Genomic DNA, 26,887 nt, shown 5'->3' with positions numbered 1-26,887 from the left:
CCCGCCGTACACTGAGGGCATGACGGCAACATTGAATATTCCTGACCTGATCGCCAAGAAGCGTGCTGGCGGCGAACATACCCGTGCCGAGCTGGAACAACTGATCGGCGGCTACACCCGCGGCGAGGTGCCCGACTATCAGGTGAGCGCCTGGCTGATGGCGGTCTTCCTGAACGGCATGGGCGCCCAGGAGACGGCCGACCTGACCCTGGTGATGGCCGAAAGCGGTGATCAGATGGACCTCAGCAGCCTTCAGAACACCGTGGACAAGCACTCTACCGGCGGCGTGGGCGACAAGACCAGCCTGATCCTGACGCCGATGCTGGCGGCGCTGGGCCTGACGGTCGCCAAGATGAGCGGGCGCGGCCTGGCCCACACCGGCGGCACCATCGACAAGCTGGAAAGCTTTCCCGGCTGGGACCCCGAAATGCCCGAGGACCGTTTTATTGCCCAGGCCCGCGAGATCGGGCTGGCGCTGGTGGGGCAGAGCAAGGACCTGGCTCCCGCCGACGGCAAGCTGTACGCCCTGCGCGACGTGACCGCCACGGTGGAATCGCTGCCCCTGATCGCCTCGTCCATCATGTCCAAGAAACTGGCCAGCGGTGCCCAGACCATCGTGCTGGACGTGAAGTCAGGTGCCGGCGCCTTTATGAAGACGCTGGACGATTCCCGCGCTCTGGCTCAGGCCATGGTAGACATCGGCACCCGAGCTGGCCGCAACGTGCGCGCCGTGCTGACCGATATGGACACCCCGCTGGGACACATGGCCGGCAACAGCCTGGAAGTGCAGGAAGCCATAGCTACCCTGCGCGGCAACGGCCCCGCCGACCTGACCGAGCTGTGCACCACCCTGGCCGCCGAGGTGCTGCTGGCCGCCGGCCAGGAGAGCGACCCCGCGCGGGCCCGTGAGCGGGCCGCCGCCACCTTGCAGGACGGCAGCGCCCTGGCCAAACTGAAGGCGTTCGTGGCGGCGCAGGGCGGTGACGCCAGCCGCGTGGACCAGCCGGAAAAACTGGACGTGGCCCCCGGCCGCGCCGAGATCACCGCTCCCGAAAGCGGCTACATCGAGCGGCTGGACGCCATGAGCGTGGGCCGCGCCGTGCTGGCGCTGGGCGGTGGCCGCGAGCGCAAGGGCGAGGCGATCGACTTCGGGGTGGGTGTGGAAACCCTCAAGAAGCCTGGCGAACAGGTAGCGGCCGGCGAGCCGGTCTACCGCCTGTATCACCGTGACGGCCGGGGCCTGGAGCGGGCGCAGGCGCTGCTGAGTAAAGGCATCCGCATCAGCCAGGAGCAGCCGCAGGCGCACGGCCTGATTCTGGGCCGGGTGCAGTAACAGTCTCTGCGCAGAGGACCGGGCCAATTCTGAACCCGGTCCAGAAAGAATGCGCTGGCGCCGCGTAAAATGGCCCCCGATCAGGAGGCGAAAATCGAATGGCGCTAGAGCATTTTTTCCGTAGGCGGCGGCCCCAGTCACAGGCCGGGGCCGACCTGCCCGAACTCTGGACCAAGTGTCCTGCCTGCAAGGAAACCGTCTACAACAAAGACCTCGACGCGAACAGCTGGGTGTGCCCCCGCTGCGGGCACCACCTGCGGCTGGACGCCCAGCAACGCGTAGGCGTGCTGCTGGACCCCGGCAGCTTCGAGCAGCTGTCGGGCCGGGTGTTTCCGGCCGACCCCTTGCAGTTTGTGGACACCGAAAGCTACCCCGAGCGGCTGCAGCGAGCGCAGGCCAAAACCGGCCGCCCCGAGGCGATTCTGACCGGCCGCGGCCGGATTGAAGGCGTGCCGGTCATAGCCGCCGTGATGGACTTTGCCTTCAGCGGGGGCAGCATGGGCAGCGTGGTGGGCGAGGAAATTGCCCGCGCCGCCGAAGCTGCCGCCGAGCAGGGGCTGCCGCTGGTGCTGGTGGCAGCCAGCGGTGGGGCACGGATGCAGGAAAGCGCACTCTCGCTGATGCAGATGGCGAAAACCACCGTGGCGCTGGAGGGTTTGCACGAAAAGGGCCTGCCCTATATCAGCCTGCTGAGCGACCCCACCACCGGCGGCGTGACTGCCAGCTTTGCCACCATCGCCGACGTGATCATCGCCGAGCCGGGCGCCTTGATCGGCTTTGCGGGGCCGCGCGTGATTCAGCAGACCATCCGCCAGAACCTGCCCGAAGGCTTTCAGCGCTCGGAGTTCCTGCTGGAACACGGCATGCTGGACGATGTGGTGGACCGCCGCGAGCAGCGGGCTTATCTGGCCAGACTGCTGCGGCTGCTGACCCGCGCCCCGCAGGCGGAGGTGACCGGGTGAGTGCGATGGCCGACCTGATCCGCGACCTGGAACACAAGGTGCGCGACCTGGAACAGACCGCCCGCAAGACCGGGCAGAACCTGGAAGCGGCGCTGGCCCCACTACGCGAGGAAGTCGCCAAACTGCGCCACGACGAATCCGAGCGTGAGGCAGGGCTGGCGGCCCCGGAGGCCCCGGCCGGCGGCGAGCGCTGGGAACGGGTGGGCCTGGCCCGCGCGCCGGGACGCCCCACCGCGCTGGACTATGTGGAGCTGCTGACTGAGGACTTCACGCAGCTGCACGGTGACCGGCTCTACGGCGATGACCCGGCGCTGCTGGGCGGGCCGGCAGTGTGGCAGGGCACCCCGGTGATGCTGCTGCTGCAACAAAAAGGCCGCGACACCAAGACCAAAATCAAGCGCCGCTTCGGCATGAGCAACCCGGAAGGCTACCGCAAAGCACAGAGATTGATGGACCTGGCCGACAAGTTCCGGCTGCCGGTGGTGGCGCTGATTGACACGCCGGGGGCCTATCCCGGCATCGAGGCCGAGGAGCGTGGGCAGGGCTGGGCGATTGCCGAGAGCATTCAGCGCATGAGCCGCCTGCGGGTGCCGGCTGTCTGCGCCGTGATTGGCGAGGGTGGCTCCGGCGGTGCACTGGCAATCGGCGTGGGCAACCGGGTGCTGATCATGGAAAATGCCTGGTATTCGGTCATTTCGCCCGAGGCCTGTGCCAGCATCATCTGGAAGGATGCCAGCAAAGCGCCCCTGGCCGCCGAGGCCCTGCGGCTGACAGCGCCGGACCTGCTGGAACTGGGCATTGTGGAGGAAGTGATTCCCGAGCCCGAGGGCGGCGCGCACCTGGATAAGCAGGCCGCCGCCGAGGCGCTGGGCGAGGCGGTCAGCCGCCACCTGCGCGAGCTGAGCGGCCTGAGCGCCGAAGAACTGCTGGCCGGCCGCGCCGAACGCTTCCGGTCGACGGGGGTGTTCGAGGAGCGCTAGCTGGGACAGGGGTGCTGCTGAACGCCTGAGCAGTACGCGGCGGCTTTTCTCGCCCCACGCCGCCGCCGGCAGCTCAGCCTGGAAACACCCGGGGGTCCAGCTCGCCGTGCCCGGCATTCCTGTGCCGCACCCACACGCTCAGGGCCAGCAGCAGCGCCCAGGCTACAGCGCACAGCAGCACCACCCGCGGCCAGCCGCCGGCATCGAAGGCCAACCCGGCCGCCACGCTCGCTGCGGCGCCGCCGCCGTAATAGGCAAAGTTGTACAGCCCACCGGCCAGGCTGCGGCCACTGTGCACGCTCTGCTGCACCAGATTTTGCGCAGCCGCCTGCGCCATGAATACCCCGGTCGAGGCCAGCGCCAGCCCGACCACGATCACTGGCAGTGGGGCCAGCAGTGTCAGCCCCAGCCCCAGTAGGCTGATGCCGGCCGCCGCCCGCAGCACGAAGCCGGGCCCCCGGCTCTGTAGCACCGGCGAGGTGGCCGGTGTGACCACCACGCCCAGCAGGTACACCGCGAAAATCAGCCCCAGCGGCCCCGGCCCCAGGTTGTAGGGCGGCGCGGCCAGCCGGAACGGCACCGTATTGAACACGGCCACCAGCACGAAAAGAATCAGGAAGCCGGCCAGGCAGACGCTCAGCAGCTGCGGGTTACGCAGGTGGGCTGCCAGGGTCACCCGGGTGCGCCAGCGGCTGCGCTGCGGGTGAAAGTGCGTTTCGGCCGGCAGCCGCCACACCAGCGCCAGCCCCAGCAGATTGGTCAGCAGCAGGGCGTAAAAGGCGGGGTGCCAGTCGCCGCCGTGCGCCACCAGACCACTGATCAGGCGGCCCAGAAAACCGCCCAGCACCGTGCCGGCCACATAGCCGGTCAGCAGGCGGTTGTACTGCCAGCGCGGCGTTTCTTCGACCAGGTAAGCGGTGATTGCTACCATCACCAGCGGAATCAGCAGGCCCTGCAGGAACCGGGCGGCGCTCAGCGTGCTGAATGTATCCGCGTTGGCGGCCAGCAGGCAGGGCAGCAGCAGCAGGGCGAAAGCCCCCATCATCACCCGCTTGCGGCCCAGGGCGTCGGCCAGCAGGCCCGAGACCGGCGAGGCCAGCGCGATCGCCAGGGTGGTGCTGCCGATCAGGGTACCCACCTGCGCGGTGCTGACCTGAAATTCTCTGGACAGCAGCGGCAACAGGGCCTGCGGTGCATACACGTTCATCAGCAGCAGGGTGCCGATGGCGGCAATGTGCAGCGGCGAGGTGCCGGAAGGCTCATTACTGGAGGTGGTCATGAGAAATGCCCACTCACGGTAAGACCGGCTTTGCGGATGACCGGCGCCTGACAGCCCGGAGCCAGGATACATACATGCAAAAAAGCTTAGCAGCTGTCTCCCTTTCGCTGGGTCTGATTCTCTCGGCTTGCCACCAGGCTCCTGCGCCGCAGCCGGCCGAAAACAGCGTGGCCCCTTTCATGGACACCAACAAAGTGGCCCGCGCGGTGGGCGGCACCCTGGAGTGGAACAAGATGGAGGGCCTGGCGTATGACGCGCGGAGCCGCACCCTCTACATCGCCGTGACGGCCTTCAGCGGCGGCATGGCCGATCAGCTGGGCGACATCCGCATGGCGGCCAACCCCTGCGGCGGCATCATTGCGGCGCAGCTGGACAGCAACCTGAGCGCCACCCGCCTGACCCCCATCCTGGCGGGCAAGCCGACAGCCGATGGCAAGGGCTGTGATGTGAACGGCCTGAACAGCCCCGACAACCTGTCGCTGGACCAGCGGGGCCGGCTGTGGATCGGTGAAGACGGCGACGACACCCGCAACGCCCTGTGGGCCTACGACCTGAAGGCCGGGTCCCTCAAGCGTTTCGCAGTGGTGCCCGACGGAGCCGAGGTCACCGGCCTGCGTGTCAGCGAGCAGGGTGACCTGTTCATGAACATTCAGCACCCCGGCAAGAATGTTGCGGCGCCCTACAACAAGGGCACCGTGGGCGTGTTCAGCGGATTCAACGCCAACCGCGACGACTTTACTGAACTGGCCTACGACGGCACCTCGCAGCCCACCTTGCGGCACGCGGCCGGTCAGTACACCGTGCTGGTCCAGAGTGGCGAGAATGGCGCGGGTGTCATCACCAACGCCGACGGCAGCAGCGAGGTCAGCACCAACCCCGACGCCAACATGCTGGTGCCCACCGGCCCCGACAGCGCCATTCTCTATACCAACTGGGAATCCCAGCCCGGCGGAGTCAGCCGCCTGGACCTGAAGCGCAGCGGCGGCAGCTGGGTGGCCGACGGTCAGCCGGGCATGGTGGACTTTATGGGTGTCCGCGGTACCTGGAACAACTGTAACGGCAGTGTGACCCCCTGGAAGACCGCCCTGACCAGCGAGGAATACCCCGCCGAGGACGACGCGACCTGGGCCGAGGCCGAGCCGAACATGAGCAAATACCTGGGCCGCAAGGCCAACCGCTACGACTACGGCTACATCAGCGAGATCACGCCCAGCGGCGCCGGCCAGAGCGTGAAGAAGCACTACGTGATGGGCCGCAACAGCTACGAGATGTCGCTGGTGCTGAGCGACAACCGCACCGTGCACTTTGGGGACGACGGCAACATGCGCGGCATGTACAAGTTCGTGGCCGACAAGGCCGGCGACCTCAGTGCCGGTACGCTGTATGTCGCCAAACTGGAACAGGTGGACGACCAGGCCAGCGCCACCGGCCAGAGCTTTACGGTGAAATGGATGAAGCTGGGCCACGGCGTGGACAGCGAAATCGAAGCGGCCATCGCCCGCCTGAACTGAGCCCGTCGCCCCTGCCTGCCGGCGGGGGCAGCGCTTCCGGCCAGACGCTGAACATCCTGGAGAAAAGCGGCCTCGGTCTCGCAAATTGCGCTGCCCGAGGCCGAATGCCGCGCTGTGGACGCGGATAGCCGCTACGGCGGCAGCACCCGCACCCTGAACAACATCACCCGGAACAGCGACAACGTGTTCAGCGACGGAGTGAAGGCGCGAACACCGAGCATGGGGGCGGCTGCGCGGGCCTGACCCCCAGCATCGGCGTGGGCCTGCGGCGCTGGCCCAGCGCGGGAGGAGACCGACTCGCCCCATGAACGGTAGCCCACCCCAATGTCTGCTTCAGGCCTCAGAAGAAGATAAAACTCATAAGTTGCACCTTGCATAGCTGAGCGAATAGCCGTGCTGGTGGAGGAATTCTTGCTCTTTTTGAATTTGGCTCAGCAGGTGGTTCAGCCTGACTTCGGGGAAGAGGGTATGTAGGGCCAAGCGGGCTGCCTCTTTCAGGGTCATGTCCTCAGAGCGGTACAGCATGGTCAGGGTGAAGGCCAGGAAGACCATCAAAATCCAGCGGTCCAGACCCCTGGCAGTTCGCAGCGCGAACTGCGCCAACCCAAACTGATGCTTCCCTTCTTTGAAAAACGACTCCAGTGCCCAGCGCCGTTTTCCTTCGGCCAGGATGTCATCCCCCTCTAACAGCTCAGACGACACCGCGAAGAATTCGCGGTCCCCACGGTCCATCCTCCCCAGAGACAGCGTTTCCAGAGGCCAGTTGGCGAGGTTGACGTACCCCCCATGCGGACAGTCCGCCACCGTCACCTGTCCAGGATGGTCTGTGCGCCGGTTGCTCCTCACACCCACCACGAACTCGAAACCCAGGCGCTGCACACCGTCCAGAAAGACAGCGGATTCGAATCCGCTGTCCGCCAGTACGCAGACCTGAAAGCGTTTCCCCACGAAGTCTGGCACCTCTTCCAGCAAGTCGAGGGCCAGTGTGACCGGGGTGCTGGTGTGCTTGCCCTGGTAGATCCGGTAAGAAATGGGGAACTTCAGTTCCCCATATTCGGCGAACAAGACCACCAGATGGATGCCGTGCCTACCGTTGTAGACACTGACATAGGGCAGCTGAGTTCCCACCTTTTCCACCGTGGTCAGATCCACGCTGAGCCGCATTCGAGGTCTACGTTTGTGACGAGCTGTATCCAGCAGGATGCGCCACTGGAAGTCCTGCATCTCTTCCCGGCAGCGGTCTGAATCCCAGTCATAGACGTTGAAGAAACGGCTGAGTGCACTGGGGCTGACTCCCTCTGCCTGGCTGAAGTTGGTCTTCTGACCTGGACTGTGGAAGAGGTGCAGCGAAGCTTGCAAGCTTCGCTGCTGATACAGCGTCTCTGGAATATCCAGAACCTGCTGTGCGAAAATACGGACGCGCTCCCCTGAAACCGGTTGATTCACACTTCCAGAATTTCAGCTCTGGGAGCGCTTTTTGTCTCCCTATACAGGTGCAAGTTCTGAGTAAAAGATTTATGGCGTTGGGCGACCAAATCTTCGTAGCTGCAATATCCATTATTTTTCACCTCATTGAGTGACTCTCTGTGAGGCAGCTGGTCAGATCTTTTCCTCGTGGCTCTTCCGTTATGCTGGCCGCATGAGTACCCCCGACCAGACCTGGCAAGCTTTCCTGGCCCACTACCGCGAACTCAGCGACCTGCGGGATATGGCCTCGCTGCTGGGGTGGGACCAGAGCACCTATCAGCCGGAGGCCGCCGCTGAGGGCCGCAGCCGCCAGCAGGCGCTGCTGTCGCGGCTTCAGCATGCCCACGCCACCGACGCGGCGTATGGCCGCACCCTGGACGCCCTGGAAAGCCGCAGCGACCTGGACCCGGTGCAGACCCGGATGCTGGCGCTGGCCCGGAAGGACTTCGAGCGCAACACCCGGCTGCCGGCGGCGCTGGTCGGTGAAATGGCCGAGCACTGGGGCCGTTCCTACGCCGCCTGGACGCGTGCACGCCCGGAGAACGACTGGGCCGGCATGGTGCCGTTGCTGGAGCGTTCGCTGGACCTGACCCTGCAGGCGGCGGGCCACTTCCCGCAGTTCGCCGACCCGCACGACGCCCATATCGACGAATCCGACGAGGGCATGAGCGCGGAGGCCATCGCCGCCGTGTTTGCGGACCTGCAGCGCGAACTGGTGCCGCTGGTGCAGGCCGTGACAGCTGCGCCGGAGCCGCGCACCGACTTTATCGGCCGCGAGTACCCCGCGCAGCAGCAGCTGGCCTTCGGGGAGAAGGTGATCCGCGACTACGGCTACGACTTCAACTCGGGCCGCCAGGACCTGACCCACCACCCGTTCATGACCCGGTTGGGCGACCACGATATCCGCATTACCACCCGAGTGCAGCTGAGCGACCCCACCGACGCGCTGTATTCCACCCTGCACGAGTCCGGCCACGCCATGTACGAGCAGGGAATTGCCGCGCCGTATCTGGGCACGCCGCTGGGCGGGGGCGCCAGCTCCGGGGTCCACGAGAGCCAGTCGCGCCTGTGGGAAAACCTGGTGGGCCGCAGCCGCGCTTTTTGGGAAGCCTACGGCGCCGAGTTCCGGGCGACTTTCCCGGAGCAGCTGGCGGACGTGACCGACGACGAGCTGTACCGCGCCAGCAACGTGGTGCGCCGCAGCCTGATCCGCACCGATGCCGACGAACTGACCTATAACCTGCATGTCATCTTGCGCTTTAACCTGGAGCGCGAACTGCTCTCGGGCCGGCTGGCGGTGCGCGACCTGGCCGACGCCTGGCAGAGTGCTTACAGCGACAACCTGGGGTTGCAGAGCGACACCCTGGGCAACGGCGTGTTGCAGGACGTGCACTGGTTTTTCGGGCCGGTGGCCGGGGCTTTTCAGGGCTACACCCTGGGCAACCTGATGAGTGGGCAGATTTATGCGGCGGCCCGCCGCGCTCTGCCGGAGCTGGACGCCCAGATCGCCCGGCGCGAGTTCGGCCCGCTGCACGGCTGGCTGCGCGAGAACATCTATCAGCACGGCGCGCTCTACAGCCCCGCTGAGCTGCTGGAGCGGGCCACCGGCAAGCCACTGGGCGCCGAGGATTATCTGGCTTACCTGCGTGGCAAGTACGGCGAGCTGTACGGACTGTCGCTGTGACCCAAACCCGGCGCCAGCGGCTGGTGGTCGGGGTCAGCGGGGGCAGCGGCATTCCCTACGCGCTGGACCTGCTGCGGACCCTGGGCCAGCTGGACGTGGAAACCCACCTGATTGTGACCAGCGGGGCCAAACGGGTGATGGCGGCCGAAGGTGGCGTGCGGCTGGACGAACTGACCGCGCTGGCGTCCGCGGTACATGAGGACCGCGATCTGGGCGCCAGCATTGCGTCCGGCTCCTTCCGCACCGACGGCATGGTGGTGGTGCCGTGCAGCGCCGGGACCCTGGCCAAAATTGCCCACGGCTTTGCCGACAACCTGCTGAGCCGCGCCGCCCACGTCACACTCAAGGAGCGCCGCCCGCTGGCGCTGGTGCTGCGCGAGGACCCGCTGCCCCGGCCCATGCTGGTCAACATGCTGGCCGCCCATGACGCGGGCGCCACCATCATGAGCGCCAGCCCCGGCTTTTACCACGCGCCGCAGAGTGTGGACGAACTCCTGCATTTCGTGACGGTGCGGGTGCTGGACCAGTTCGGGCTGGAGGCGGGGGGGTTCAGGCGGTGGGGGGAAGAAAGGTAATCTAAACGGCCTTCTTAACCCTCCCTCTCCTCTTCAGCCACCACGCCCAGATGCACCAAGTAACGCTTTGCCTCCAGTGACTCTGAATGCTTGGCATAGTAACGCGCAAAAAGGGCGCTCAGTTCTTCCCTGAACATGCGGACCTCTGCTGGGGGCAGATACAAACTGCCTGCGCGGATGTGGAGTGCCTCGCCTGACCAACCCTGTTCCCCGAAATCAAGGCTGGCTCCCTGCCCATCAAAGCGCACAGTCAGCGGGCCGTAGCCCAGTAGGTCAGGCTGTACGCGCTCCACGGCGGCCAAATACTTGCGGTAAGCAGCGAGTTCTTGAGTGACCCGGCGCTCTATATCCAGCAGATAGGCAGGCACGAAAAAGGCCCGCGCCGCCGTGAGGTAAAACCGTATTGGACGGCCTGCACGTTGCTGCTGGTGCGTGACCCGGAGCAGGCCTAGGCCCTCCGCCTTGTGCACCCAGTAATGCACCCGCCCCAGCGGAAGCCCTAGCCGCCGGGCTGCCCCGCTCACTGTTTCCGGGTGGGCCGCAAAGGGCGCCAGATACTGTGCCGCGTCCGTGAGGAGCCGTGCCGCCTCCGCTGAATCTAGCGTCATTTCTTCGCTCTGCACACTACTCAGCCTAGCGACTTGCCGTAGGAGTTGGTTCTCTCCTACGGTGCGGCATGTCCGGTTCACTCTTTGCTTGGGTTCGTGCCAGGCCCGCGTTTGCTTGGCTCTGGGCGGCGGGGTTCGTTTCTACTGTGGGCGACGCTTTTCGTGCTATCACCGTCAGCCTGTGGCTTTTTGAAGCTTCGGGCGGAAGCGGCCCAGTGATGGCGCTGGCGACGGCTGTAGGCGTGCTGTCCACCCTGCTGCTGGGTACGCTGGCGGGGGTATGGGCTGACCGCTGGGAGCGCCGCCGTACCTTGCTGGCCTGCGACCTTCTGCGCCTGCTGTGCAGCCTGGGACTGGTGGGGGCCGCTGCGCTGCACTCTGTGCCGCTGGGTTTGCTGGCGCTGGCCTTCCTAAGTGGGGTGAGTGTCTTAGGCGAGGTGGCCTCAGAAACCACCCTGCCGCGTGTGGTGGAGGGGGCCGATTTGGAACGTGCCAACGGACTGTGGGTGGTGATGGCCCAACTGAGCTTCATCGTGGCTCCGCTGGGAGCGGCCCTGGTGTACTCGGCGTATGGCGCGGCCTACGCCTTTGGGGTGGATGCGCTGAGTTTCGGGCTGTCGGCGTTGTTGCTGCTGCGGTTGCCTCCTCTGCCCACTCAGGAGGCCACCCTTCGGCAACCGGAGCGGGGCCGCATTTGGCAAGAGTTGATGGCTGGCCTGAGGCTGATTGGGCAAGACCGCCTCATCTCCAGTTCACTGCTCGCCCTCTCCCTACGCGTGCTTTCAGGGGGCATCAATAGCGTCGTCGTGCTCTTTTTTATTGCACAGACCCTGGGACAATCCGCCACCGATTTGGTTTGGCTGAGCACGGCCAATGGCGTAGCGCAGGTGCTGACGGGTTCGCTGGTGGTGGCGGCGGCTCACCGCGCTGCGCTGCCCGTCACGCTGCTGGGCGGCTTGGGCGTGATGGTGCTGGGCGCTACGGCTATCGCGCTGGCCCCAGGGCCCCAGGGTTTTGGGTGCTGATTGCGGGGGTGATTCTGACCTCGCTGGGCAATGCTCCCGCCAACATCGCGCAGGCCACGCTAGAGCAGCGCTACGTGGCAGGGCCTCTGCTAGGGCGCGTCAAAGGCGTGCAGAACACCCTGATGCAGCTTGCCTTTTTGCTGGGCGCGGCGCTGGCAGGCGCAACCATGCATTCCATAGGACCGCGTGCTTGGCTGTGGCTGTCGGCGGGGTTGCTGCTGGCAGCCTTTGTCGTCACCGCTGGCCTGACGGTGCCGCAGTTGCAGCGCCGGGCCGCGTTTCAAGATTAAAATCCCAGCATCGTGGCCCCTCCGTCTCCCCTCAACCATCAACCATCCTCCTCCTTCTCCTTCGCCGCCCTCATCCCCGCTGCCGGCTCCGGCACCCGCCTGGGACACGGCCCCAAGGCTGCCGTGACGGTGGGCGGGCGCTCGCTGCTGGCCTGGGCTGTGGCGGCGCTAGCCCCGCATGTGAGTGAGGTGGTGGTGGCGCTGCCCGAAGGGCTGGCGTTGCCGGACGATGTGCCGGCTGGCGTGCGGACCATTACGGGTGGAGCAACGCGCCAGGACAGCGTGCGGCTGCTGCTGGACGCTACCGGAGCGGAATACGTGCTGATTCACGACGCGGCCCGGCCCTTCCTGAGTGCCGACATCGTGCAGGCGGTGCAGGCGGCGGTGCAGCGCAGCGAGGCGGCGACGGTGGCCCTCCCGGTGGCCGATTCGCTGGTGCGGGGCGGCGAGGCGGCTCCGGGCGGCCCCGCGTTCTGGGCGGAAGGCGTGCCCCGCGAAGACCTCTGGGCGGTGCAGACCCCGCAGGGCTTCCGGCGCGAACTGCTGCAGGCGGCCCACGCCGGCGCTACCGCAGCCGGGTTCAGTGCCACCGACGACGCCGGGCTGGTGGCACGGCTGGGGCATCCAGTAGAGCTGGTGCCCGGCGACGCCCGGCTGCTGAAAGTGACGCGCGGCGGCGACCTGGCACTGGCTGAGGCGCTGGCGGCCAGCCTATTGCTGGAGAAGGAGGGAGCCGACCATGCCTGAACCCCTGACTCGTCCTGAAGCCCTGACCCTGTTTGCCCCGGCCAAGACCAACCTGGGCCTCAGCGTGCTGGGCGTGCGGCCGGACGGCTACCATGAGCTACACAGCCTGATGGTGCCGCTCAGCGTAGGCGACGAGCTGAGCTTTGCGCCGGCGCCCACGCTAACGCTGGCCTGCACCGGACCATACGGCACGGGCCTACCGACCGATGGACGCAATCTGGTGTACCGCGCTGCCCGTGCCTATCTGGACGCGGCTGGTCTGGACGCAGGCGTCCAGATCACCCTGAACAAGCAGTTGCCGCTGGCCTCGGGCCTGGGCGGGGGCAGCAGCGACGCGGCCACCACCCTGCAGGCACTGGCCCAGCTGTTTCCGGCCGGGGTGAACCTGCCGGCGCTGGCCTTGAGCCTGGGCGCCGATGTGCCGTTTTTCCTAACCGGCGGCCCCGCACTGGCCGAAGGCGTGGGCGAGCGCCTGCGCCCGGTCGCACTGCCCCCGGCCTGGCTGGTACTGGCCAACCCTGGCAGCGAGGTCAGCGCCGCCGACGCCTACCGCTGGCTGGACGAGACGGCGGAATTCGGCCCCACCCTGAACCTGCCCGGCATCATCACGGCGCTGCAAGGTGGCCGGGAACTGCCGTATTTCAACTCGCTACAAAGTGGCGTGCTGCGGCGGCACCCGGAAATCGAAGCCACCTTGCAGGCGCTGGCAGACGCTGGGCTGCACTCGGTGCTGCTGAGCGGTTCCGGTGCGACCTGCTTCGGGGTGGCGCGGGACGCGGCGCACGCTCAGGCAGCGGCGGCCAGTGTGCAGACCGCGCAGCCAGGCTGGTGGGTGGCCGCCGCGCAGGTGCTGGATGGTCCCAGCCGCGCAGGTCACGCCTGATGCCGCAGGAAAAGACACTTTCCGCCGAAGACTTGCTGGAAATCTGGCGCGTGCTGGAGAACCTGACCGTGACGCTGGACCGCTTGGGCCACTATGAGCGACTGCACGGCGAGGCGGCTGCCTGTACCGAGCTGAGGATCTGACGCCGGATCTGGTGCGTGACATTGCCCAGGCACGCCGCCTGGCGCTGGATACGCTGATGGCCGATGACCCGGTCATGTGCCGCCAGACAGAAGCCCTGGCTGAAGATGAAGTGGCTATCGGTTACTGGCAGGGGCCGCGCTGCTGAACCGCCGACCTCAGTCATCTTCCAGCGGATACTCGCGCGAGGCGCTGACCGCCAGCGAAATCAGGTAAGCATAAAAAGTAATGACTCCGGCAAAGACCACCCAGCCCGAGAGGGTGCCTACCCGCGCCGTCTGCACGAAGGTTTCTAGGGTGATGGGCGCGCCGGCCGGGTACTCGGCGGCCAGTTTGGCCAGCCAGGCGATCAGGACGGCCGCGTAAATCCACAGGTAGTTGCGCTTGAGCCGCCAGCCCAGCGCCTCGCGGATGCTGATGGGACTGCGCGGCTTGGCAAGTTCGGCCAGCAGGAACTGGTGCCAGCCGGCGTCCACATGCTCGCCCAGCATGGCCGGATAAAAGAAGCGCTCCATTACCCGCACCCGGTGGTGCGCGATCTCGTACGAGCGAAAGCGCCGCGCTTCCAGCCGCAGAAAATAGAAGTTCATGAACATGGCGAACAAAAAGGTGGCGTGGCTGTGGCTGCCCTCGCCCATCGCGAAGCTGGCCAGACCGGCCGTGGTGACCACCGCCCAGTTGGTGGTGTTGTCCAGGCGCTGGCGGTAGCTGACCATCTTGTACGATTCACCCCGGTAGAGGTGAATCAGGGCGTTGGCAGCGTTGCCGCTGTAGCTGGTGGCGGTGATGGTGCCGGGGCGGGCGTCGGTCATATCGGCCTTAGCCTAAAGCACCCGCGCGCCCAGCAGGCTCTGCGCCGCCATTCCAGCTCTCAACAGGGCACTTCGTGGGTGCCGAACCACTCCGGGGCCGCTGCCGATGATTGCCCAGGATCCGCACAGCAGACTGCAGACCCGCCCCATAAAAAAACTCCCACCCGGGGGTGAGAGAGATAGAGTGTTCCCGGCTCAGTCGTCTACGCGGCTGGCGCCCCCGGTCAGGACATCGAACAGGACGGATACGCTGTCGTCGGTCAGCACCCAGCGGCCGTTCAGGCGTTCCAGCTCCACATTCAGCGTCCGGGTGTACAGCGGCAGCTGCCCGATCTGGTACTGACGCTGCATGCTCTGAACCGCGGCCTGCGCCATATCGGCGTCCGTCTTGAGGCCCTGCAGCTGGCCCAGCTCAACCTGTTGCACAGCCGGATCGTTCATCACCCGCTTCATCATGGCGACAAAGTCTGCGCCGCTGGCCCTGACCCGGACCTGCGTGCCCTGAGCGCTCAGCACCTGACAGCGGCTTTTGCTGAGCATCTCGTTGCCCGCTGCTACCATTTCCCTGTCGTCTATATTGGCATTGAACAGCTGGGTGATCTGCTTTTGGGACACGCCCAGCATTTTGCCTATTGCCGTTTGCCAGCCCTGACGGTCCAGGTCCTGGCAGAACTGCTGCATGGCGGCCTGCGGTGTGGCCGCCGGAGTGGCCCGGCCACCCTGCATACCCTGTACCGGGGTAGCGGCAGGACGGGTCGGCACCCGGCCAGACTGAGCGCCGCCGGCTTGGGCCAGCGCGGGAGAAGTCAGCCCCAGCAGGAGCAAGGCCGCCATCATTTTCTTCTTGGACATGCTCAGGATTCCAAAGCTCCCGGCTGGCCTTAGTCCCTCAGCTTAAAAACGGATTGGTCTGCCGCTCGCGGCCCACCGTGGTGGTGGGGCCGTGGCCGGGATACACGGCCGTTTCACCGTCCAGGGTCAGCAGTTCGGCCTGGATGCCGGCCAGCAGCTGCGGGTGGTTGCCGCCCGGCAAGTCGGTGCGGCCGATGCTGCCCGCAAAGAGGGTATCGCCGGCCAGCACGAAGCCGTCGCCCACGAACACCACATGCCCCTGGGCGTGGCCGGGCAGGTCGCGGGCCATCAGGCGCAGGCCGCCCTCTGCCTCAAACAGCTGGTCCTGGGCAATGTCGTGGTCGTGGGCCGCCGGCTGGGCCAGCCGCAGGCCAAACTGCGCCGCTCGCTCCTGGCCGCTGCGGTAGTCGTCCAGCGCTTCCGGGTGCAGGTACACCGGCACTTTCAGCGCTTCACGCACCGCCTGCACCGCGCCGATGTGGTCAAAATGCCCGTGGGTCAGCAGGATAGCCTGCACCTGCACGCCCGTAGCCTCGACCAGCGCCAGAATGCGGGCGGCGTCCTCGCCGGGGTCAATCAGGTAGCCCTGGCCGCCCGCGCCGGCGACCAGATAGCAGTTTTCCTGCAGGGGTCCGGTGGGCAGCGACCAGATGCGGACCTCGCCGTGAACAGCAGGTTGCGGCAGTGCAAAAGTCATGTGGGCAGTGTACCGGCCTGCGCGGCCAGCCGGCGGCGAAAGAGGGGGTTGGCGCGCCCGTCGGCCACGCTGAGGGGTCGGCCGTGCCCCGGGTACAGCCGGGTGTCTGGCGGCAGGCTCAGCAACTCGCGTAGGATGCCTGCAATCAGCTGTGGGCGGTCACCGCCGGGCAGGTTGGTGGGGGCCAGCGCCCCGGGAAAGAGGGTGTCGCCCGACAGCACAAAGCCGTCTCCCCGGTACACCACGTGGCCCGGCGTATGGCCCGGCAGCTCGCGGACCGTGAGGGTAAGGCCGCCAGCCGTCAGCACCTGTCCCTGCCGCAGGGGCGCGTCGGGCGGCGCCGGCTGCTGAAAGTCGGCTGCGCCCAGCAGCCCGGCCAGGTCCGCCGACCCGGCATAGATGGCTCCGTCCAGCGGGTGCAGATACACCGGTACCTTCAGGGCTTCCCGCACCTCCTGCACCGCACCGATGTGGTCAAAGTGCCCGTGGGTCAGCAAAAGGGCCTGCACCTCGGCGCCGCTGCTGTCCAGCATCCGCAGAATCTGCGCCGCGTCGCTGCCAGGGTCAACCAGAAAGCCGCAGCCCCCGCTGGGCGCGTCGGTGACCAGTACGCAGTTCTCATTGAGCAGCCCGGTCGAAAGAACCCGCACCCAGGCGGCGCCGTGCTGCACCGGCTCCAGCTGGTTGTAGGGCGGCGGGGGCACGATTCCCAGCGAGCGGGGCAGCATCAGCCTTCCCCCAGGGCAGCCCGCGCTGCCAGCCCGAACACCATGAAGCTCAGCGCCGGGTTGGCGTAGGCTTCCAGCGCCCGCTCCAGGGTGTCCAGCGCTGTGTCCAGCCGGGCGCGGGCCGCCGGGCTTTCCACGCGCCACACGAAGCGCAGGGCCTCGGCATGCCAGGGGGACCAGCCTTTTTCCAACTCGCCGGCCGTGTCCAGGGTGGGCAGCAGGCCCTCATGCAGCGCCGCGTGCAGGCTGGCGGCCCCGGAAAGCGCCGCCGCCACCTCGCCGGCGTGGGCCAGCACTTCGGGGCGGCCAGCCGCAAAAGCCACCAGCTCCTGCGCGTTCAGCCCGGCGGCTGCCGGGTCTGCGCTCAGCCGCCGGGCCAGTTCCTCCTGCATGGCGGCGTCGCTCAGCGGGGGCACGCCCAGGCGAGTGCTGCGGCTGACCAGGGTGGGCATCACCGCCCGCACGTCGCCGGCCAGCAGCAGGAAAAAGGCCCCGTGGGGCGGCTCTTCCATCAGCTTGAGCAGGGCGTTGGCGGCCTCGGCACCCAGGTACTCAGCGCCCTGAATCAGCACGCCGCGGCGGTGGTAGGTGGGGCGCACCTCCAGAAACTCGAAGACGTGTGTATCGAACTCGTGGCCTTTGTCGCGGCTTTCCAGAATCGCGCCGATGGGAATGATCCGGCGCCGCGCCGCCCGGCCGGTGCTGGTGGTTTCGCGGGGTGCCAGTTCCAGCAGGTCGGGGTGTGCCCCGGCCGCCAGCGCCCGGCAACTGGGGCAGACCCCGCAGGCCTCGCCGCCCATGCCGCGCTGCCCCGAGCAGTTGCTGGCGGCAAAGATGGCCAGCGCCAGCGCCAGGCTGCCGCCATACTCAGCGCCGGTCAGCAGCAGGGCGTTGCCACCCGAAGCGGTGGCCTGTTCCAGCAGCGGCAGGTGGGCGTGGGGCAGCGCAGGCAACATGACCGCCAGTCTAATCCGGTGGCCCCGCCCGGCATAATGTCCGCATGACCCATTCCATGTCCCGGCGCGTTGTCCTGCTGACCGGTGCCAGCAGCGGCATCGGGGAGGCCACCGCCCGTGAGCTGGCGGCGCGGGGGGATGCGCTGGTGCTGGCTGCACGCCGTGAAGACCGCCTGCGCGCCCTGGCCCGCCGGCTGGACCCCAGTGAGTCACGCGTCATTGCGGTGCCGTGTGATGTGGCCGACCCGGCCGCCCGGGAAGCGCTGGTGCGCTCGGCGCTGGACCACTTCGGGCAGATAGATGTGCTGGTGAACAATGCCGGCGTGGGCCTGGGCGGGGGAGCTTGGTGGGAAAACCCCGACTGGCCCCGGGTGCTGCACGTCAACCTGGAAGCGGTGATGGCCCTCACGGCGCTGGTGCTGCCGGGCATGCTGGCACGCGGGCGTGGGCACATTGTCAATGTGGCGTCGGTGGCGGGGCAGGTGGCGACCGAGGGAGCCTACAGCGCCAGCAAATTCGGGGTGCGCGGGTTCAGCCATGCCCTGCGGCGGGAACTGTGGAGCAGCGGGGTGAACGTGAGCGTGGTGTCGCCCGGGTTTGTCCGCACCGGGATGACGGCCCGCAGCCGGTTGCCCATGCCGGGGCCAGAGGTGGTGGCGCGGGCCATTGCAGGCGTGCTGGAGCGCCCCCGCCGCGAGGTGACGGTGCCGCGCCTCTACCGGCTGGCCGCCCTGGCCGAGCTTGTCCCGGCGCTGAGTGACCCTTTGATTGCGCATGGCTACAGCGCCCGGCGCCGGCGCCGCTAGGTTGGCAGGTGCTCAGGGGTGCAGGTCGTGGGCGTGTTCGCCGTGGTGGCCGGGCGGTTCCAGCTGTACCGTCACATGGTCGATGCCGTAACTGTGCGCCACCTCCTGCGCCGCACTCAGGAGTTCGGCACTGGGCGCCGAGGCAGCCGGCAGGTCGGCGCCCGCCTGCTGACAGACCAGATGCACTGTCAGGCTGTGTTCACCGCTGGTGATGCTCCAGACGTGCAGGTCATGCACCTCGGCCACGCCCGGCAGGGCACCCAGCTCGGCGCGCAGAGCGTCCAGGTCCAGGCCGGCGGGCGCGCCTTCCAGCAGTACGTTGATGCTCTCGCCCAGCAGGCGCCAGGTGCGCGGCAGCACCCACAGCCCGATACCGGCGCCCAGCAGGGGGTCTACCCAGGTCCAGCCGGTGAACATGATCAGCACTGCGCCCGCAATCACGGCGGCCGACCCCAGCAGATCGCTCAGCACTTCCAGGTAGGCCGAGCGCACGTTCAGGCTGCCTTCCTGCCCGCCGGCCAGAATGCGCGCGCTCAGCAGGTTGACTGCCAGGCCTAGCACCGCCACCACCAGCATCGGCGTGGTCTGCACGGCGACCGGCTCGCGCAGTCGCTGCACCGCTTCATACAGGATGTAGATGCCCACGGCCAGCAGCGCGGCGGCGTTGATGGCGGCCGCCAGAATCTCGGTGCGGCGGTAGCCGAAGGTGCGCTGCCGGTCGGCGGGGCGCTGCCCGGCCTTGACCGCCAGCAGCGACAGTGCCAGGGCTGCCGAGTCGGTCAGCATGTGCCCGGCGTCTGAGAGCAGCGCCAGACTGCCGGAAATAAAGGCGTAGGCAACTTCCACCACCAGAAAGAGGCTGGTCAGGCCCAGCGCCAGTCCCAGCTGCCGGGTGCTGGCTCCGGCGCCGTGGTTGTGGTCGTGGCTGCCGTGGGCGTGGGAGTGAGCGTGCTGCTCGTGCGGGTGGGGGTCGCTACCAGTCATGGTCAGGTCCAGCCTAGAGCATTGGCTGGCCGCCAGACTGGAACCGCCGACCGGAAAAAGTGCCGCTGAAAAGCCCCGGCAGGCACTCGGCTCAGAGGCCGGCCGACAGCCGCACGGCCAGCGACTCGGGCAGGTCGGCGGCGCGCAGGTCGCGCTGGGTGTGCTCGATGTCGTATGGCACTCGGAACACGTCCAGCGTTCGCAGGTCGCTGTCGTACACGCCGTAGGCGGCCCGGGGGTCGCCGTCGCGCGGCTGCCCCACGCTGCCAGGGTTCAGAATCACGCGGGCTTTGGGCGGCACCGGGTAACGCGTGCAGGGCTGACCTGGGGCCGCCGTGATGGGTTGGTGCCGCATCCACTCGCCTGCCGTGCCCTGCAGCGTGGCGTAGGCGGCCGGAATATGGGTATGCCCCACAAACGCCAGCGACCCGCCCCACTCGCGGAAACTGCGCCGGGCGGCGTCCAAGTCGGTGTATTCGTTCAGCGACAGCGGCGAACCGTGGCGCAGCCGCGCGCCCAGCGGTGCGTCTTCAATCACGTCTTTCCAGCCGCGCACGTAGCGCAGGTCGCGCTGGCCCAGCCGCCCGATCTGCCACACCAGCACCTGCGTGCCGGTGCCTACCGCCGCCGCCCGTTGCCCGTCCACCAGTTGCAGTAGGCCCAGGTCGTGATTGCCCAGCACGCACTGCGCCCGCAGGTCCTGCAGGCTTTCGAGCACCTCGCGCGGGTGCGGGCCGTAGCCCAGGGCGTCGCCTAGGCAGTATGTGGCCGAGTAGCGTGCCGCGTCTCGGTGAGCATGCTCCAGCACGGCGTCCAGTGCAGGCTTGTTGGCATGGATGTCGGAAAGCAGCAGGGCACGCACCCTGTCAGCTTAGCAACGCGGCCGCTGTTTTCGGTGCCGCTCTGCCCTAGACTGCGGCCTATGACCGTTCTGGACCGCGTAGAACAGACCCTGCAGACTCCTGCCGGGTCGAGCGAATGGGCTTTTTTCGAGCCCCGTTATCAGACCCTGCTGGAGCAGCCGCTGACGGCAGCGGACGTGCCCGGCTGGCTGCAGGCCTGGAGTGACGTGGCCGCCGAACTGGAAAGCGTGGGCAACCGCCTGAATGTCTATGCCGACCTGCACACCGACGACCCGGCCGCGCAGGAACGCCGCCGGAAGTTTCAGGCGGAAGTGCTGCCCCCCGCCCGGCGGCTGGAGCAGCAGCTCAAGCAGAAATGGCTGGCGGTGCCCGGCTATACTCCTGACCCTGACACCGAACTGCTGTACCGCCGCGTGCGCGACGCCGCCGACCTCTACCGTGAAGCGAACGTGGACCTGGACGTTGTTCACGCCGAACAGATCAGCCGCCACGGCCAGCTGACCGGCGGCCAGAAGGTGATGCTGGACGGCGAGGAACTGACCGTGCCCCAGACTTTCCAAAGGCTGGAAAGCCCCGACCGTGCCGAGCGCGAACGGGCCTGGCGGGCGCTGGCGCAGAGCGACCTGGCGCTGTCGCAGGACCTGAACCCACTGATGCTGGAGCTGCTGGGCACCCGCCGGCGCTTTGCTGCCAACGCCGACCTGCCCGACTTCCGCGCCTACCGCTGGCGCGAACTGGACCGGGTGGACTACACTCCGCAGCAGTGCCTGGATTTTCACCAGGCGGTGGCCGAAGAGGTGGTGCCGCTGGTGACCGAGCAGGTGCAGGCCGTGGCTGCTGCCTTGGGCCTGGATTCGGTGCGGCCCTGGGACTATAACCGCGGTAACCTGCCCGACCCGCAGGGCCGCCCACCCATGCGGCCTTTTTCCGGCAGCGCCGCGCTGGAAGACCTGGCGCAGCAGGCTTACGCCGGGCTGGACAGCGACCTGGCCGCCCGCTTCGGGCAGATGCGCGAAGCGGGTCTGCTGGACCTGGAATCGCGTCCCGGCAAGATGCCGCACGCCTACTGTGAGTACTTCCCGGCCACCAATCAGCCGTTCGTGCTGATGAACGTGGTGGGCAGCGCCGAGGATATCCGGGTGCTGTTTCACGAGGTGGGCCACGCTTTCCACGGCTTTTATTCCGGCGAGAGCCAGCCGCTGGTCTGGAACCGCTGGAGCCCCATCGAATTTGTGGAGATTCCTTCGATGGCAATGGAATTCCTGAGCCTTGACCACCTCGCGCATGCCCTCAGCCCGGACGAACTGCAGCGCTACCGCCAGCAGCTGCTACTGGGCGTGCTGACTTTCCTGCCCTGGGCCGCGCAGATGGACGCTTTCCAGCACTGGCTGTATGTGGACGCCCCGCAGGACGTGACGGCCGAGGACCTGAACGCCAAGTGGCTGGAGCTGGACCGCCTCTATCACCCTTTCGTGAACTGGGACGGTCTGGACGAAACGGTGCGGGCGCAGGGCTGGCACTACTACCACATCTTTCAGGTGCCGTTTTATTACATCGAGTACGCCATGTGTTACCTGGCGGCCGTCAGCATCTGGCGCGGGGCTCAGGCCGATCCGGCCGCCGCACTGGAGCGCTACAAGGCTGCGCTGCGCCTGGGCAGCACCCGCCCGGTGCCGGAGCTGTACGCGGCGGCCGGCGCCGAGTTCCGCTTCGACGCGGAATATATCGGCGGGCTGATGGGTTTCCTGCAAGAACAGCTGCGGGAAAGCTGAAGGGAAGGGGGCGGGCGGGGGAGAGCCACCGGGATGCTCTTGACTCGGCCCCTGGGGCCGACCTGACCCTTAGGGTGTCTCCAGAAGATCAGCTCCGGAGATGAGGCCCTATGACGACTCCACACCCCTCACCATCAGACCTGCTCAGCCTGGGCGAATTCTCGCGCCGCTCACGGCTCAGCCGCAAAGCCCTGCGCCTGTACGACACGCTGGACCTGTTGCCGCCCGCTTGGGTGGACGAGGCCAGCGGTTACCGCTACTACGCCCCCGGGCAACTGGAACGCGCCCGATTGATTGTCCGGCTGCGGCAGCTGAACCTGCCCCTGGCCGAGATCCGGCAGGTGGTAGACGCCCCGGCTGCCGCTCAGGCAGAGCAGCTGCGCGGGCTGTGGCAGCGAGAGCAGCAGGCTTTCGCCAGCCGCGAGGCTCTGGCGCAGTTCCTGATGGACACCCTCAGCGGAGAGACACCCATGACCTACGACATTCGAGTTCGCCGCGTGCCGGCCCAGCAACTGCTGACCGTGACCCGCCATGTTCTGGCTCCGGACCTGCCACAGGCCATCAGCGAGGGCTTTGCTGCCCTGCACCGCCACTTGACCGAGCACGGTGCTCAGCTGAGTGGCGCACCCCTGGTCATTTATCACGGTGAAGTGACCGAAGACAGCGACGGCCCGGCCGAAATCTGCTGGCCGTACCGGGGAGAGCTGCCGGCCCATCCTGACTTCATGCAGCGGCCCGAGCCGGCCTACACCGAGGCCTACGTCACCCTGACCCGCGCCCAGTTTCAGTTTCCTGAAATCCTGCAGGCCTACGCAGCCGTGCAGGCTTATGCCGAGGCACACGGCGAGCGCAGCCTGCAACCGACCCGCGAGGTGTATCCGCGTTACGGTGGCCGCGACTGGAGCGAACTGGAGCCGGGCGACCCTGCCGGCGAGGTGACCTGGCCGTTCGTCCCCACAACCTGATTCGCCAGCGCCTGATTTGTCGGCGCCTGACTCCCAGAGGCCAGGCAGGGAACCATGCTAGACGGACCTGCCTGGATATGTTATGTTATTTACATAAAAGGAGGCAGGAGAGATGCTGCATATTGAATTTACGACCGATCTGGGCGCCAAAGTCACGGTGGATGTCGAGCGGGCCGATCAGGTGATGGACATTCAGCGCCACTATGGCCGCCTGGGCTGGACCAGCGGCGAAGTGCCTTCTGGCGGCTACGTGTTTCCGCTGGATAACGAACCCGATTTCGACTGGTCGCTGATCGGTGCGCGGCCCTGGACCAACCCCGAGGGCGAGGTTATGGTGCTGCACCGCGGCCACGCTTACCGCCGCCGTGAGCTGGAAGCGGTGGACAGCCGCAAGCTGAAGCTACCGAAGGCCATCAAGTACAGCCGCGGCGCCCGCCCCACCGATCCCGAACACCTGCGCGAGAAAGCCGACGGCGAAATCGAGTACGTCACTCTGGCGATCTTCCGTGGGGGCAAGCGTCAGGACCGCTTTGCCGCGCCGCAGCCGGGCCAGGCCCAGGCCGGCGGGCAGCACGCTCCGCGCGGTGAAGGCCAGGGCCGCGCCACGGCGCCGGCGGGCCGCTACGAACCGCGCCCGCAGCCTGAAGGCCAGTCGGTGAGCCGCCCGCCGGCCCGCGCCGCTGCGGCACCGGCCAGCGAAGACACTCCGTTCTGAGCCTGCCCGGTTTTTAAGCTCTCTCAGTAGCCTGGCCCTGGTATCTATGCCAGGGCCAGTGCTTTCTAATTTTTCTCTGCTCCTGTTTAGCCTTGCGCGTCGGTGCCGGGCAATTCCTGCAGGGTGGTCACCTCGAAATTGCGCTGGCGGCCGCCATAGTGAAACGCGGCCAGGTAACCCACCACCTGCCCGCCGGCCCGCTCAGCCAGCCGGGCCAGCGCTGCGCTGGTGCCGCCCGAAGCCACCACGTCCTGCACAATCAACACCTTTTTGCCCTGCAGGTGCTGGGCGTGCCGGGCGTCCAGCCACAGCGTTTCGTTGACACCCAGGCTCATGCTGGGCACCTCCTGAATCAGCGGCTCCTGCATGTAGGTGCGGCGCTTTTTGCGGACCACCACATACGGCAGGCCCGAGCGGTCGCTGATCTCGTGCACCAGCGGCAGGGCGTTGGTCACCACCGTCAGCATGATTTCGGCCTGGGGGTTCAGCAGCGGCACCAGCGCCTCGGCGGCAGCTTTGGTGAATTCGCTGTCGCCCAGGAACTCGACCAGGGGCACCCGCTGCACCGCGCCGACCTGCACCGTGGGCAGCTCACGGGTTACGGAACCGACAGTCACTTGAATGGGAGTCATGCCTGCAGTCTAGGCGAGTGGGCTGGCCGGGGGAGGGGAGTAAATACCTCCGGCCTCCCGCCTCTCCCGCCTCCGGAAATTACAGCTGGGCGCCGGCGGCCTGGGCAGCGGCGCGCAGGGCGTCTGCCCGGTCGGTCTGTTCCCAGGGGAACTCGGGCCGGCCAAAGTGCCCGTAAGCGGCCGTCTGCGCGTAGATGGGCCGCTGCAGGTCCAGCTGACGGATGATGGCCTGCGGGCGGGCGTCGAATTCCTGCCAGACGATCTCGGCCAGTTGGTCGCCCGGCAGCACGCCGGTGCCGTAGGTGTCGATGCGCAGGCTGACCGGCTCAGCCCGGCCGATGGCGTAGGCGATTTCCACCAGGGCGCGGCGGGCCAGCCCGGCGGCCACGATGTTCTTGGCCACGTAGCGGGCGTAGTAGGCGGCCGAGCGGTCCACTTTGGTGGGGTCCTTGCCGCTGAAAGCACCGCCGCCGTGCGGCACCGCGCCGCCGTAGGTGTCCACGATGATCTTGCGGCCGGTCAGGCCGGTGTCGCCGTGCGGGCCACCGATCACGAATTTGCCGCTGGGATTGATAAAGAACTTGGTGTCCTCGTTCAGGTACTTGGCCGGAATCACCTGGCGAATCACGTGCTGTTCCAAGTCGCGCTCCAGCTGCTCGTTGGTCACGTCTTCGTCGTGCTGGGCGCTGATCACCACGGTGTCCACCAGGGTCAGGGTGGCCTCGTGCGGCTCGCCGTCGCGCACCACCGTCACCTGCGCTTTGGCGTCGGGGCGCAGGTAGGGCAGCTCACCGCTGCGGCGCAGTTCGGCCAGCCGGCGGGTCAGGCCGTGCGCCAGCGAAATGGGCAGCGGCATCAGTTCGGGGGTTTCGTCGGTGGCGTAGCCGAACATTAGGCCCTGGTCACCCGCGCCAATGCGCGATTCGGCGTTGGCAGGGTCCTGGCGTTCCGCGTCCGACATCTCGCGCCATTCCTCGGAGGTGTCTACGCCGCTGGCAATTTCGGGGCTCTGCTCGTGAATGGCGACCAGTACGGCGCTGTATTCGGCGTCGAAGCCGTAGGTGGCCTTGGTGTAGCCCACCCGCTGCACCGCTTCGCGCACGGTGCGCTGGATATCCACGTGGGCCTGCTCGGCCCGCACTTCACCGGCCACCACGGCCATGCCGGTGGTCACCAGGGTTTCGACCGCCACGCGGGAGGTGGCTTCCTGCCGCAGAAATTCGTCCAGAATGCTGTCCGAGATGAAGTCGGCCAGCTTGTCCGGGTGCCCTTCGGACACCGATTCGGAAGTATAAAATTTGCGCATCTTGACTCCTTGGCCGGCCCGGAGCCGCCGCTCACGGCGAGAATCCGGAAGAAGGCCGCTCGCCGGTTCGCAGCGTTTGCTTCTTCTGCCTGTAAGCTCCAGGCCGGCGCCGCCGCAGCCGCTGGGGCCGCAACGCATGCTAGGCAGCTTAGCTCAAGGCCCGCCGCGCCCGCCGAACGAAAAGCCCAGTTGGCGGGCGGCGCGGCGGGCCTCTTCTCTGCCCAGACCTCTCCGGCCTCCTGCGCCGGCAGCTGTACGGCCTGCCGGCGCGAAGTTGGCAACACGCGCCGGAACGCAGCATTAAAGTGAAGTAAAGATTTCCCGCTTCCTGCCTTCATCTTGCCCTTTGCCCCCCCGCCTGCTCCTTATCCCCACTTCCGAGGTACCTCTATGATCACCCCATCCTGGCCGACTCCACCTGTGACCTGTCGCCCGAACAGCTGCGTTTTTCCGGCATCCAGACCATGCCGATCCGCATTCATCACGGGGGTCAGGAGTTCGAGAACTCGGAACTGACGCCGCAGCAGATGCTGGACCGGGTGCGCGCCAGCGGCCAGCCGGCCGTGACCCACGCCCCCAACCACGAGGAGTACCTGGGGCTGTACCGCCGGGTGCTGGAGAACGCGGATTCGGCCATCCATATCACGACCAGCCGTGACCTGACCGGCACCTACGCGGCGGCGGTGCGGGCCGCCGGCGAACTGGGCGGCCGGGTGCAGGTGGTGGACTCGCGCTACGCGTCCTACGCGCTGGGTGCTCAGGCGCTGCGGGCCGCCCGCTGGGCCGATCAGGGCGCCGACGTGATGCAGATTGTCAGCCGCCTGGGCGAGCTGCAAAGCCAGATGCTGTTTCTCTTTGCGGTGGAGCGGCTGGAATTCCTGCGCATCAACGGCCGCATCGGCCCGGCGGCCGCCTTTGTGGGCAACCTGCTGGGCCTGAACCCTTTGATCGAACTGCGCAGCGGCCAGATGATGTCGGCCGGCCGCGCCCGCGGCCAGAAAGCTGTGCTGCGTGAACTGTCCAAATATGCGCTGGAACAGCAACAGACCCGCCAGGGCCCGGTAGAAGTCACCTGCGTCTACACGGCGGGCGGCGACCAGGGCGCGGCGCTGCTGCGCCAGGAGCTGACCTATCTGCACGCCCGCGACGGAGGGATACACCCGCTGGGCGCCGGGATCACCGCCAACGCCGGCCCGGCTTACGGCCTGCTGATGATGCCGGCCGAGTAAGCGGGAACGCAGAGAGCCAAAAGCACCGAGAACCCAGAGCACCGAGAATGCAGGCAGCGGCTGAAAGCCCAGGCAAGAAGCGCCG

30 protein-coding genes are annotated in these 26,887 nt (G+C 67.2%); 18 read left to right on the top strand and 12 right to left on the bottom strand.

The window, feature by feature from the left end:
- Positions 1-19: 19 nt before the first annotated feature.
- From OCI36_RS07400 to OCI36_RS07390, 3 genes are all read left to right on the top strand, one after another.
- Positions 20-1,333 carry a thymidine phosphorylase gene (locus OCI36_RS07400; RefSeq protein ID WP_261664460.1) on the top strand — a complete coding sequence of 438 codons (1,314 nt, stop codon included), beginning with the start codon at positions 20-22 and terminating at the stop codon, positions 1,331-1,333.
- Between the two features lie 98 nt (positions 1,334-1,431).
- The gene (gene accD / locus OCI36_RS07395; RefSeq protein WP_261664459.1) at positions 1,432-2,295 is read left to right on the top strand and encodes an acetyl-CoA carboxylase, carboxyltransferase subunit beta; all 864 of its coding nucleotides are present in this window, start codon (positions 1,432-1,434) and stop codon (positions 2,293-2,295) included.
- A 5-nt stretch (positions 2,296-2,300) separates the two neighbouring features.
- On the top strand, positions 2,301-3,275 hold the full coding sequence (locus tag OCI36_RS07390) for an acetyl-CoA carboxylase carboxyltransferase subunit alpha (RefSeq protein WP_261664884.1): 975 nt from the start codon (positions 2,301-2,303) through the stop codon (positions 3,273-3,275).
- Between the two features lie 73 nt (positions 3,276-3,348).
- On the opposite strand, the gene OCI36_RS07385 is transcribed toward OCI36_RS07390, so the two are convergent.
- Positions 3,349-4,554, bottom strand: a complete 1,206-nt coding sequence (locus OCI36_RS07385; protein ID WP_261664458.1) for an MFS transporter — start codon at positions 4,552-4,554, stop codon at positions 3,349-3,351.
- A 74-nt stretch (positions 4,555-4,628) separates the two neighbouring features.
- Between OCI36_RS07385 and OCI36_RS07380 the strand changes: the two genes are divergently transcribed.
- Both OCI36_RS07380 and OCI36_RS07375 read left to right on the top strand, forming a co-directional pair.
- A complete protein-coding gene (locus OCI36_RS07380; RefSeq protein ID WP_261664457.1) occupies positions 4,629-6,065 on the top strand; it encodes an alkaline phosphatase PhoX in 1,437 nt (478 codons plus the stop codon).
- A gap of 114 nt (positions 6,066-6,179) precedes the next feature.
- Positions 6,180-6,308, top strand: a complete 129-nt coding sequence (locus OCI36_RS07375) for a hypothetical protein (protein ID WP_261664456.1) — start codon at positions 6,180-6,182, stop codon at positions 6,306-6,308.
- A gap of 114 nt (positions 6,309-6,422) precedes the next feature.
- Here OCI36_RS07375 and OCI36_RS07370 read toward each other — a convergent pair whose 3' ends face one another.
- On the bottom strand, positions 6,423-7,511 hold the full coding sequence (locus OCI36_RS07370; RefSeq protein WP_261664455.1) for a transposase: 1,089 nt from the start codon (positions 7,509-7,511) through the stop codon (positions 6,423-6,425).
- 193 nt (positions 7,512-7,704) lie between these two features.
- On the opposite strand from OCI36_RS07370, the gene OCI36_RS07365 reads away from it, so the two are divergent.
- A complete protein-coding gene (locus OCI36_RS07365) occupies positions 7,705-9,216 on the top strand; it encodes a carboxypeptidase M32 (protein WP_261664454.1) in 1,512 nt (503 codons plus the stop codon).
- Entirely contained in the window at positions 9,213-9,791 is a 579-nt protein-coding gene (locus OCI36_RS07360) for a UbiX family flavin prenyltransferase (RefSeq protein WP_261664453.1), read from the top strand. The genes OCI36_RS07365 and OCI36_RS07360 overlap by 4 nt, the downstream gene beginning before the upstream one ends.
- Positions 9,792-9,805: 14 nt before the next feature.
- On the opposite strand, the gene OCI36_RS07355 is transcribed toward OCI36_RS07360, so the two are convergent.
- Positions 9,806-10,414, bottom strand: coding sequence for a hypothetical protein (locus OCI36_RS07355; RefSeq protein WP_261664452.1), 609 nt, complete (start codon positions 10,412-10,414; stop codon positions 9,806-9,808).
- A gap of 53 nt (positions 10,415-10,467) precedes the next feature.
- On the opposite strand from OCI36_RS07355, the gene OCI36_RS07350 reads away from it, so the two are divergent.
- From OCI36_RS07350 to OCI36_RS07325, 6 genes are read left to right on the top strand one after another with little or no spacing between them, the layout of a single operon-like run.
- Complete coding sequence (locus OCI36_RS07350; RefSeq protein ID WP_261664451.1) at positions 10,468-11,424, top strand: MFS transporter; 957 nt, start codon at positions 10,468-10,470, stop codon at positions 11,422-11,424.
- Positions 11,418-11,714, top strand: coding sequence for a hypothetical protein (locus OCI36_RS07345; RefSeq protein WP_261664450.1), 297 nt, complete (start codon positions 11,418-11,420; stop codon positions 11,712-11,714). The genes OCI36_RS07350 and OCI36_RS07345 overlap by 7 nt, the downstream gene beginning before the upstream one ends.
- A 12-nt stretch (positions 11,715-11,726) precedes the next feature.
- Positions 11,727-12,461, top strand: coding sequence for a 2-C-methyl-D-erythritol 4-phosphate cytidylyltransferase (ispD, locus tag OCI36_RS07340; protein WP_261664449.1), 735 nt, complete (start codon positions 11,727-11,729; stop codon positions 12,459-12,461).
- The gene (locus OCI36_RS07335; RefSeq protein WP_261664448.1) at positions 12,454-13,344 is read left to right on the top strand and encodes a 4-(cytidine 5'-diphospho)-2-C-methyl-D-erythritol kinase; all 891 of its coding nucleotides are present in this window, start codon (positions 12,454-12,456) and stop codon (positions 13,342-13,344) included. Before ispD ends, OCI36_RS07335 begins: the two co-directional genes overlap by 8 nt.
- Positions 13,344-13,487, top strand: a complete 144-nt coding sequence (locus OCI36_RS07330) for a hypothetical protein (protein ID WP_261664447.1) — start codon at positions 13,344-13,346, stop codon at positions 13,485-13,487. Before OCI36_RS07335 ends, OCI36_RS07330 begins: the two co-directional genes overlap by 1 nt.
- A gap of 11 nt (positions 13,488-13,498) precedes the next feature.
- The gene (locus OCI36_RS07325) at positions 13,499-13,633 is read left to right on the top strand and encodes a hypothetical protein (RefSeq protein ID WP_261664446.1); all 135 of its coding nucleotides are present in this window, start codon (positions 13,499-13,501) and stop codon (positions 13,631-13,633) included.
- Between the two features lie 10 nt (positions 13,634-13,643).
- On the opposite strand, the gene OCI36_RS07320 is transcribed toward OCI36_RS07325, so the two are convergent.
- The 5 genes from OCI36_RS07320 to OCI36_RS07300 all read right to left on the bottom strand — a co-directional run bounded on the left by OCI36_RS07320 (position 13,644) and on the right by OCI36_RS07300 (position 17,530).
- Positions 13,644-14,297, bottom strand: a complete 654-nt coding sequence (locus OCI36_RS07320; RefSeq protein ID WP_261664445.1) for a DUF2270 domain-containing protein — start codon at positions 14,295-14,297, stop codon at positions 13,644-13,646.
- Between the two features lie 195 nt (positions 14,298-14,492).
- Positions 14,493-15,149, bottom strand: a complete 657-nt coding sequence (locus OCI36_RS07315; RefSeq protein ID WP_261664444.1) for a hypothetical protein — start codon at positions 15,147-15,149, stop codon at positions 14,493-14,495.
- A 37-nt stretch (positions 15,150-15,186) separates the two neighbouring features.
- On the bottom strand, positions 15,187-15,846 hold the full coding sequence (locus tag OCI36_RS07310; protein ID WP_261664443.1) for an MBL fold metallo-hydrolase: 660 nt from the start codon (positions 15,844-15,846) through the stop codon (positions 15,187-15,189).
- Positions 15,843-16,574 (bottom strand): MBL fold metallo-hydrolase, encoded by a 732-nt coding sequence (locus OCI36_RS07305; protein WP_261664442.1) that lies wholly within the window; start codon positions 16,572-16,574, stop codon positions 15,843-15,845. The genes OCI36_RS07310 and OCI36_RS07305 overlap by 4 nt, the downstream gene beginning before the upstream one ends.
- Complete coding sequence (locus OCI36_RS07300; protein WP_261664441.1) at positions 16,574-17,530, bottom strand: DNA polymerase III; 957 nt, start codon at positions 17,528-17,530, stop codon at positions 16,574-16,576. Before OCI36_RS07300 ends, OCI36_RS07305 begins: the two co-directional genes overlap by 1 nt.
- Before the next feature lie 44 nt (positions 17,531-17,574).
- Here OCI36_RS07300 and OCI36_RS07295 point away from each other — a divergent pair, with 44 nt between their 5' ends.
- Positions 17,575-18,336: an SDR family NAD(P)-dependent oxidoreductase gene (locus OCI36_RS07295; RefSeq protein WP_261664440.1), complete on the top strand. Its 762-nt coding sequence runs from the start codon at positions 17,575-17,577 to the stop codon at positions 18,334-18,336.
- Positions 18,337-18,348: 12 nt separating this feature from the next.
- On the opposite strand, the gene OCI36_RS07290 is transcribed toward OCI36_RS07295, so the two are convergent.
- On the bottom strand, positions 18,349-19,320 hold the full coding sequence (locus tag OCI36_RS07290) for a cation diffusion facilitator family transporter (RefSeq protein ID WP_261664439.1): 972 nt from the start codon (positions 19,318-19,320) through the stop codon (positions 18,349-18,351).
- Positions 19,321-19,411: 91 nt separating this feature from the next.
- Complete coding sequence (locus OCI36_RS07285) at positions 19,412-20,182, bottom strand: metallophosphoesterase family protein (protein ID WP_261664438.1); 771 nt, start codon at positions 20,180-20,182, stop codon at positions 19,412-19,414.
- 60 nt (positions 20,183-20,242) lie between these two features.
- Between OCI36_RS07285 and OCI36_RS07280 the strand changes: the two genes are divergently transcribed.
- The 3 genes from OCI36_RS07280 (at position 20,243) to OCI36_RS07270 (ending at position 23,635) form a co-directional block, all read left to right on the top strand.
- Positions 20,243-21,955, top strand: coding sequence for a M3 family oligoendopeptidase (locus OCI36_RS07280; RefSeq protein WP_261664437.1), 1,713 nt, complete (start codon positions 20,243-20,245; stop codon positions 21,953-21,955).
- A 110-nt stretch (positions 21,956-22,065) separates the two neighbouring features.
- Positions 22,066-22,920: a MerR family transcriptional regulator gene (locus OCI36_RS07275; protein ID WP_261664436.1), complete on the top strand. Its 855-nt coding sequence runs from the start codon at positions 22,066-22,068 to the stop codon at positions 22,918-22,920.
- 112 nt (positions 22,921-23,032) lie between these two features.
- Positions 23,033-23,635, top strand: coding sequence for a single-stranded DNA-binding protein (locus tag OCI36_RS07270; RefSeq protein ID WP_261664435.1), 603 nt, complete (start codon positions 23,033-23,035; stop codon positions 23,633-23,635).
- 86 nt (positions 23,636-23,721) lie between these two features.
- Here the strand turns inward: OCI36_RS07270 and OCI36_RS07265 are convergent, their stop codons facing one another.
- Together OCI36_RS07265 and metK are read right to left on the bottom strand one after the other, a co-directional pair.
- Entirely contained in the window at positions 23,722-24,267 is a 546-nt protein-coding gene (locus tag OCI36_RS07265) for a phosphoribosyltransferase family protein (protein WP_261664434.1), read from the bottom strand.
- 79 nt (positions 24,268-24,346) lie between these two features.
- Positions 24,347-25,573, bottom strand: a complete 1,227-nt coding sequence (gene metK, locus OCI36_RS07260; RefSeq protein ID WP_261664433.1) for a methionine adenosyltransferase — start codon at positions 25,571-25,573, stop codon at positions 24,347-24,349.
- 401 nt (positions 25,574-25,974) lie between these two features.
- On the opposite strand from metK, the gene OCI36_RS07255 reads away from it, so the two are divergent.
- A complete protein-coding gene (locus tag OCI36_RS07255; RefSeq protein WP_315941273.1) occupies positions 25,975-26,802 on the top strand; it encodes a DegV family protein in 828 nt (275 codons plus the stop codon).
- Positions 26,803-26,887 lie beyond the last annotated feature (85 nt).

The sequence above is a fragment of the Deinococcus sp. Marseille-Q6407 genome, from assembly GCF_946848805.1.
In the GTDB taxonomy this organism is placed as follows: domain Bacteria; phylum Deinococcota; class Deinococci; order Deinococcales; family Deinococcaceae; genus Deinococcus.
The sequence above is the reverse complement of the archived record's forward strand: the minus strand, read 5'-3'. Positions and strand labels throughout refer to the sequence as shown.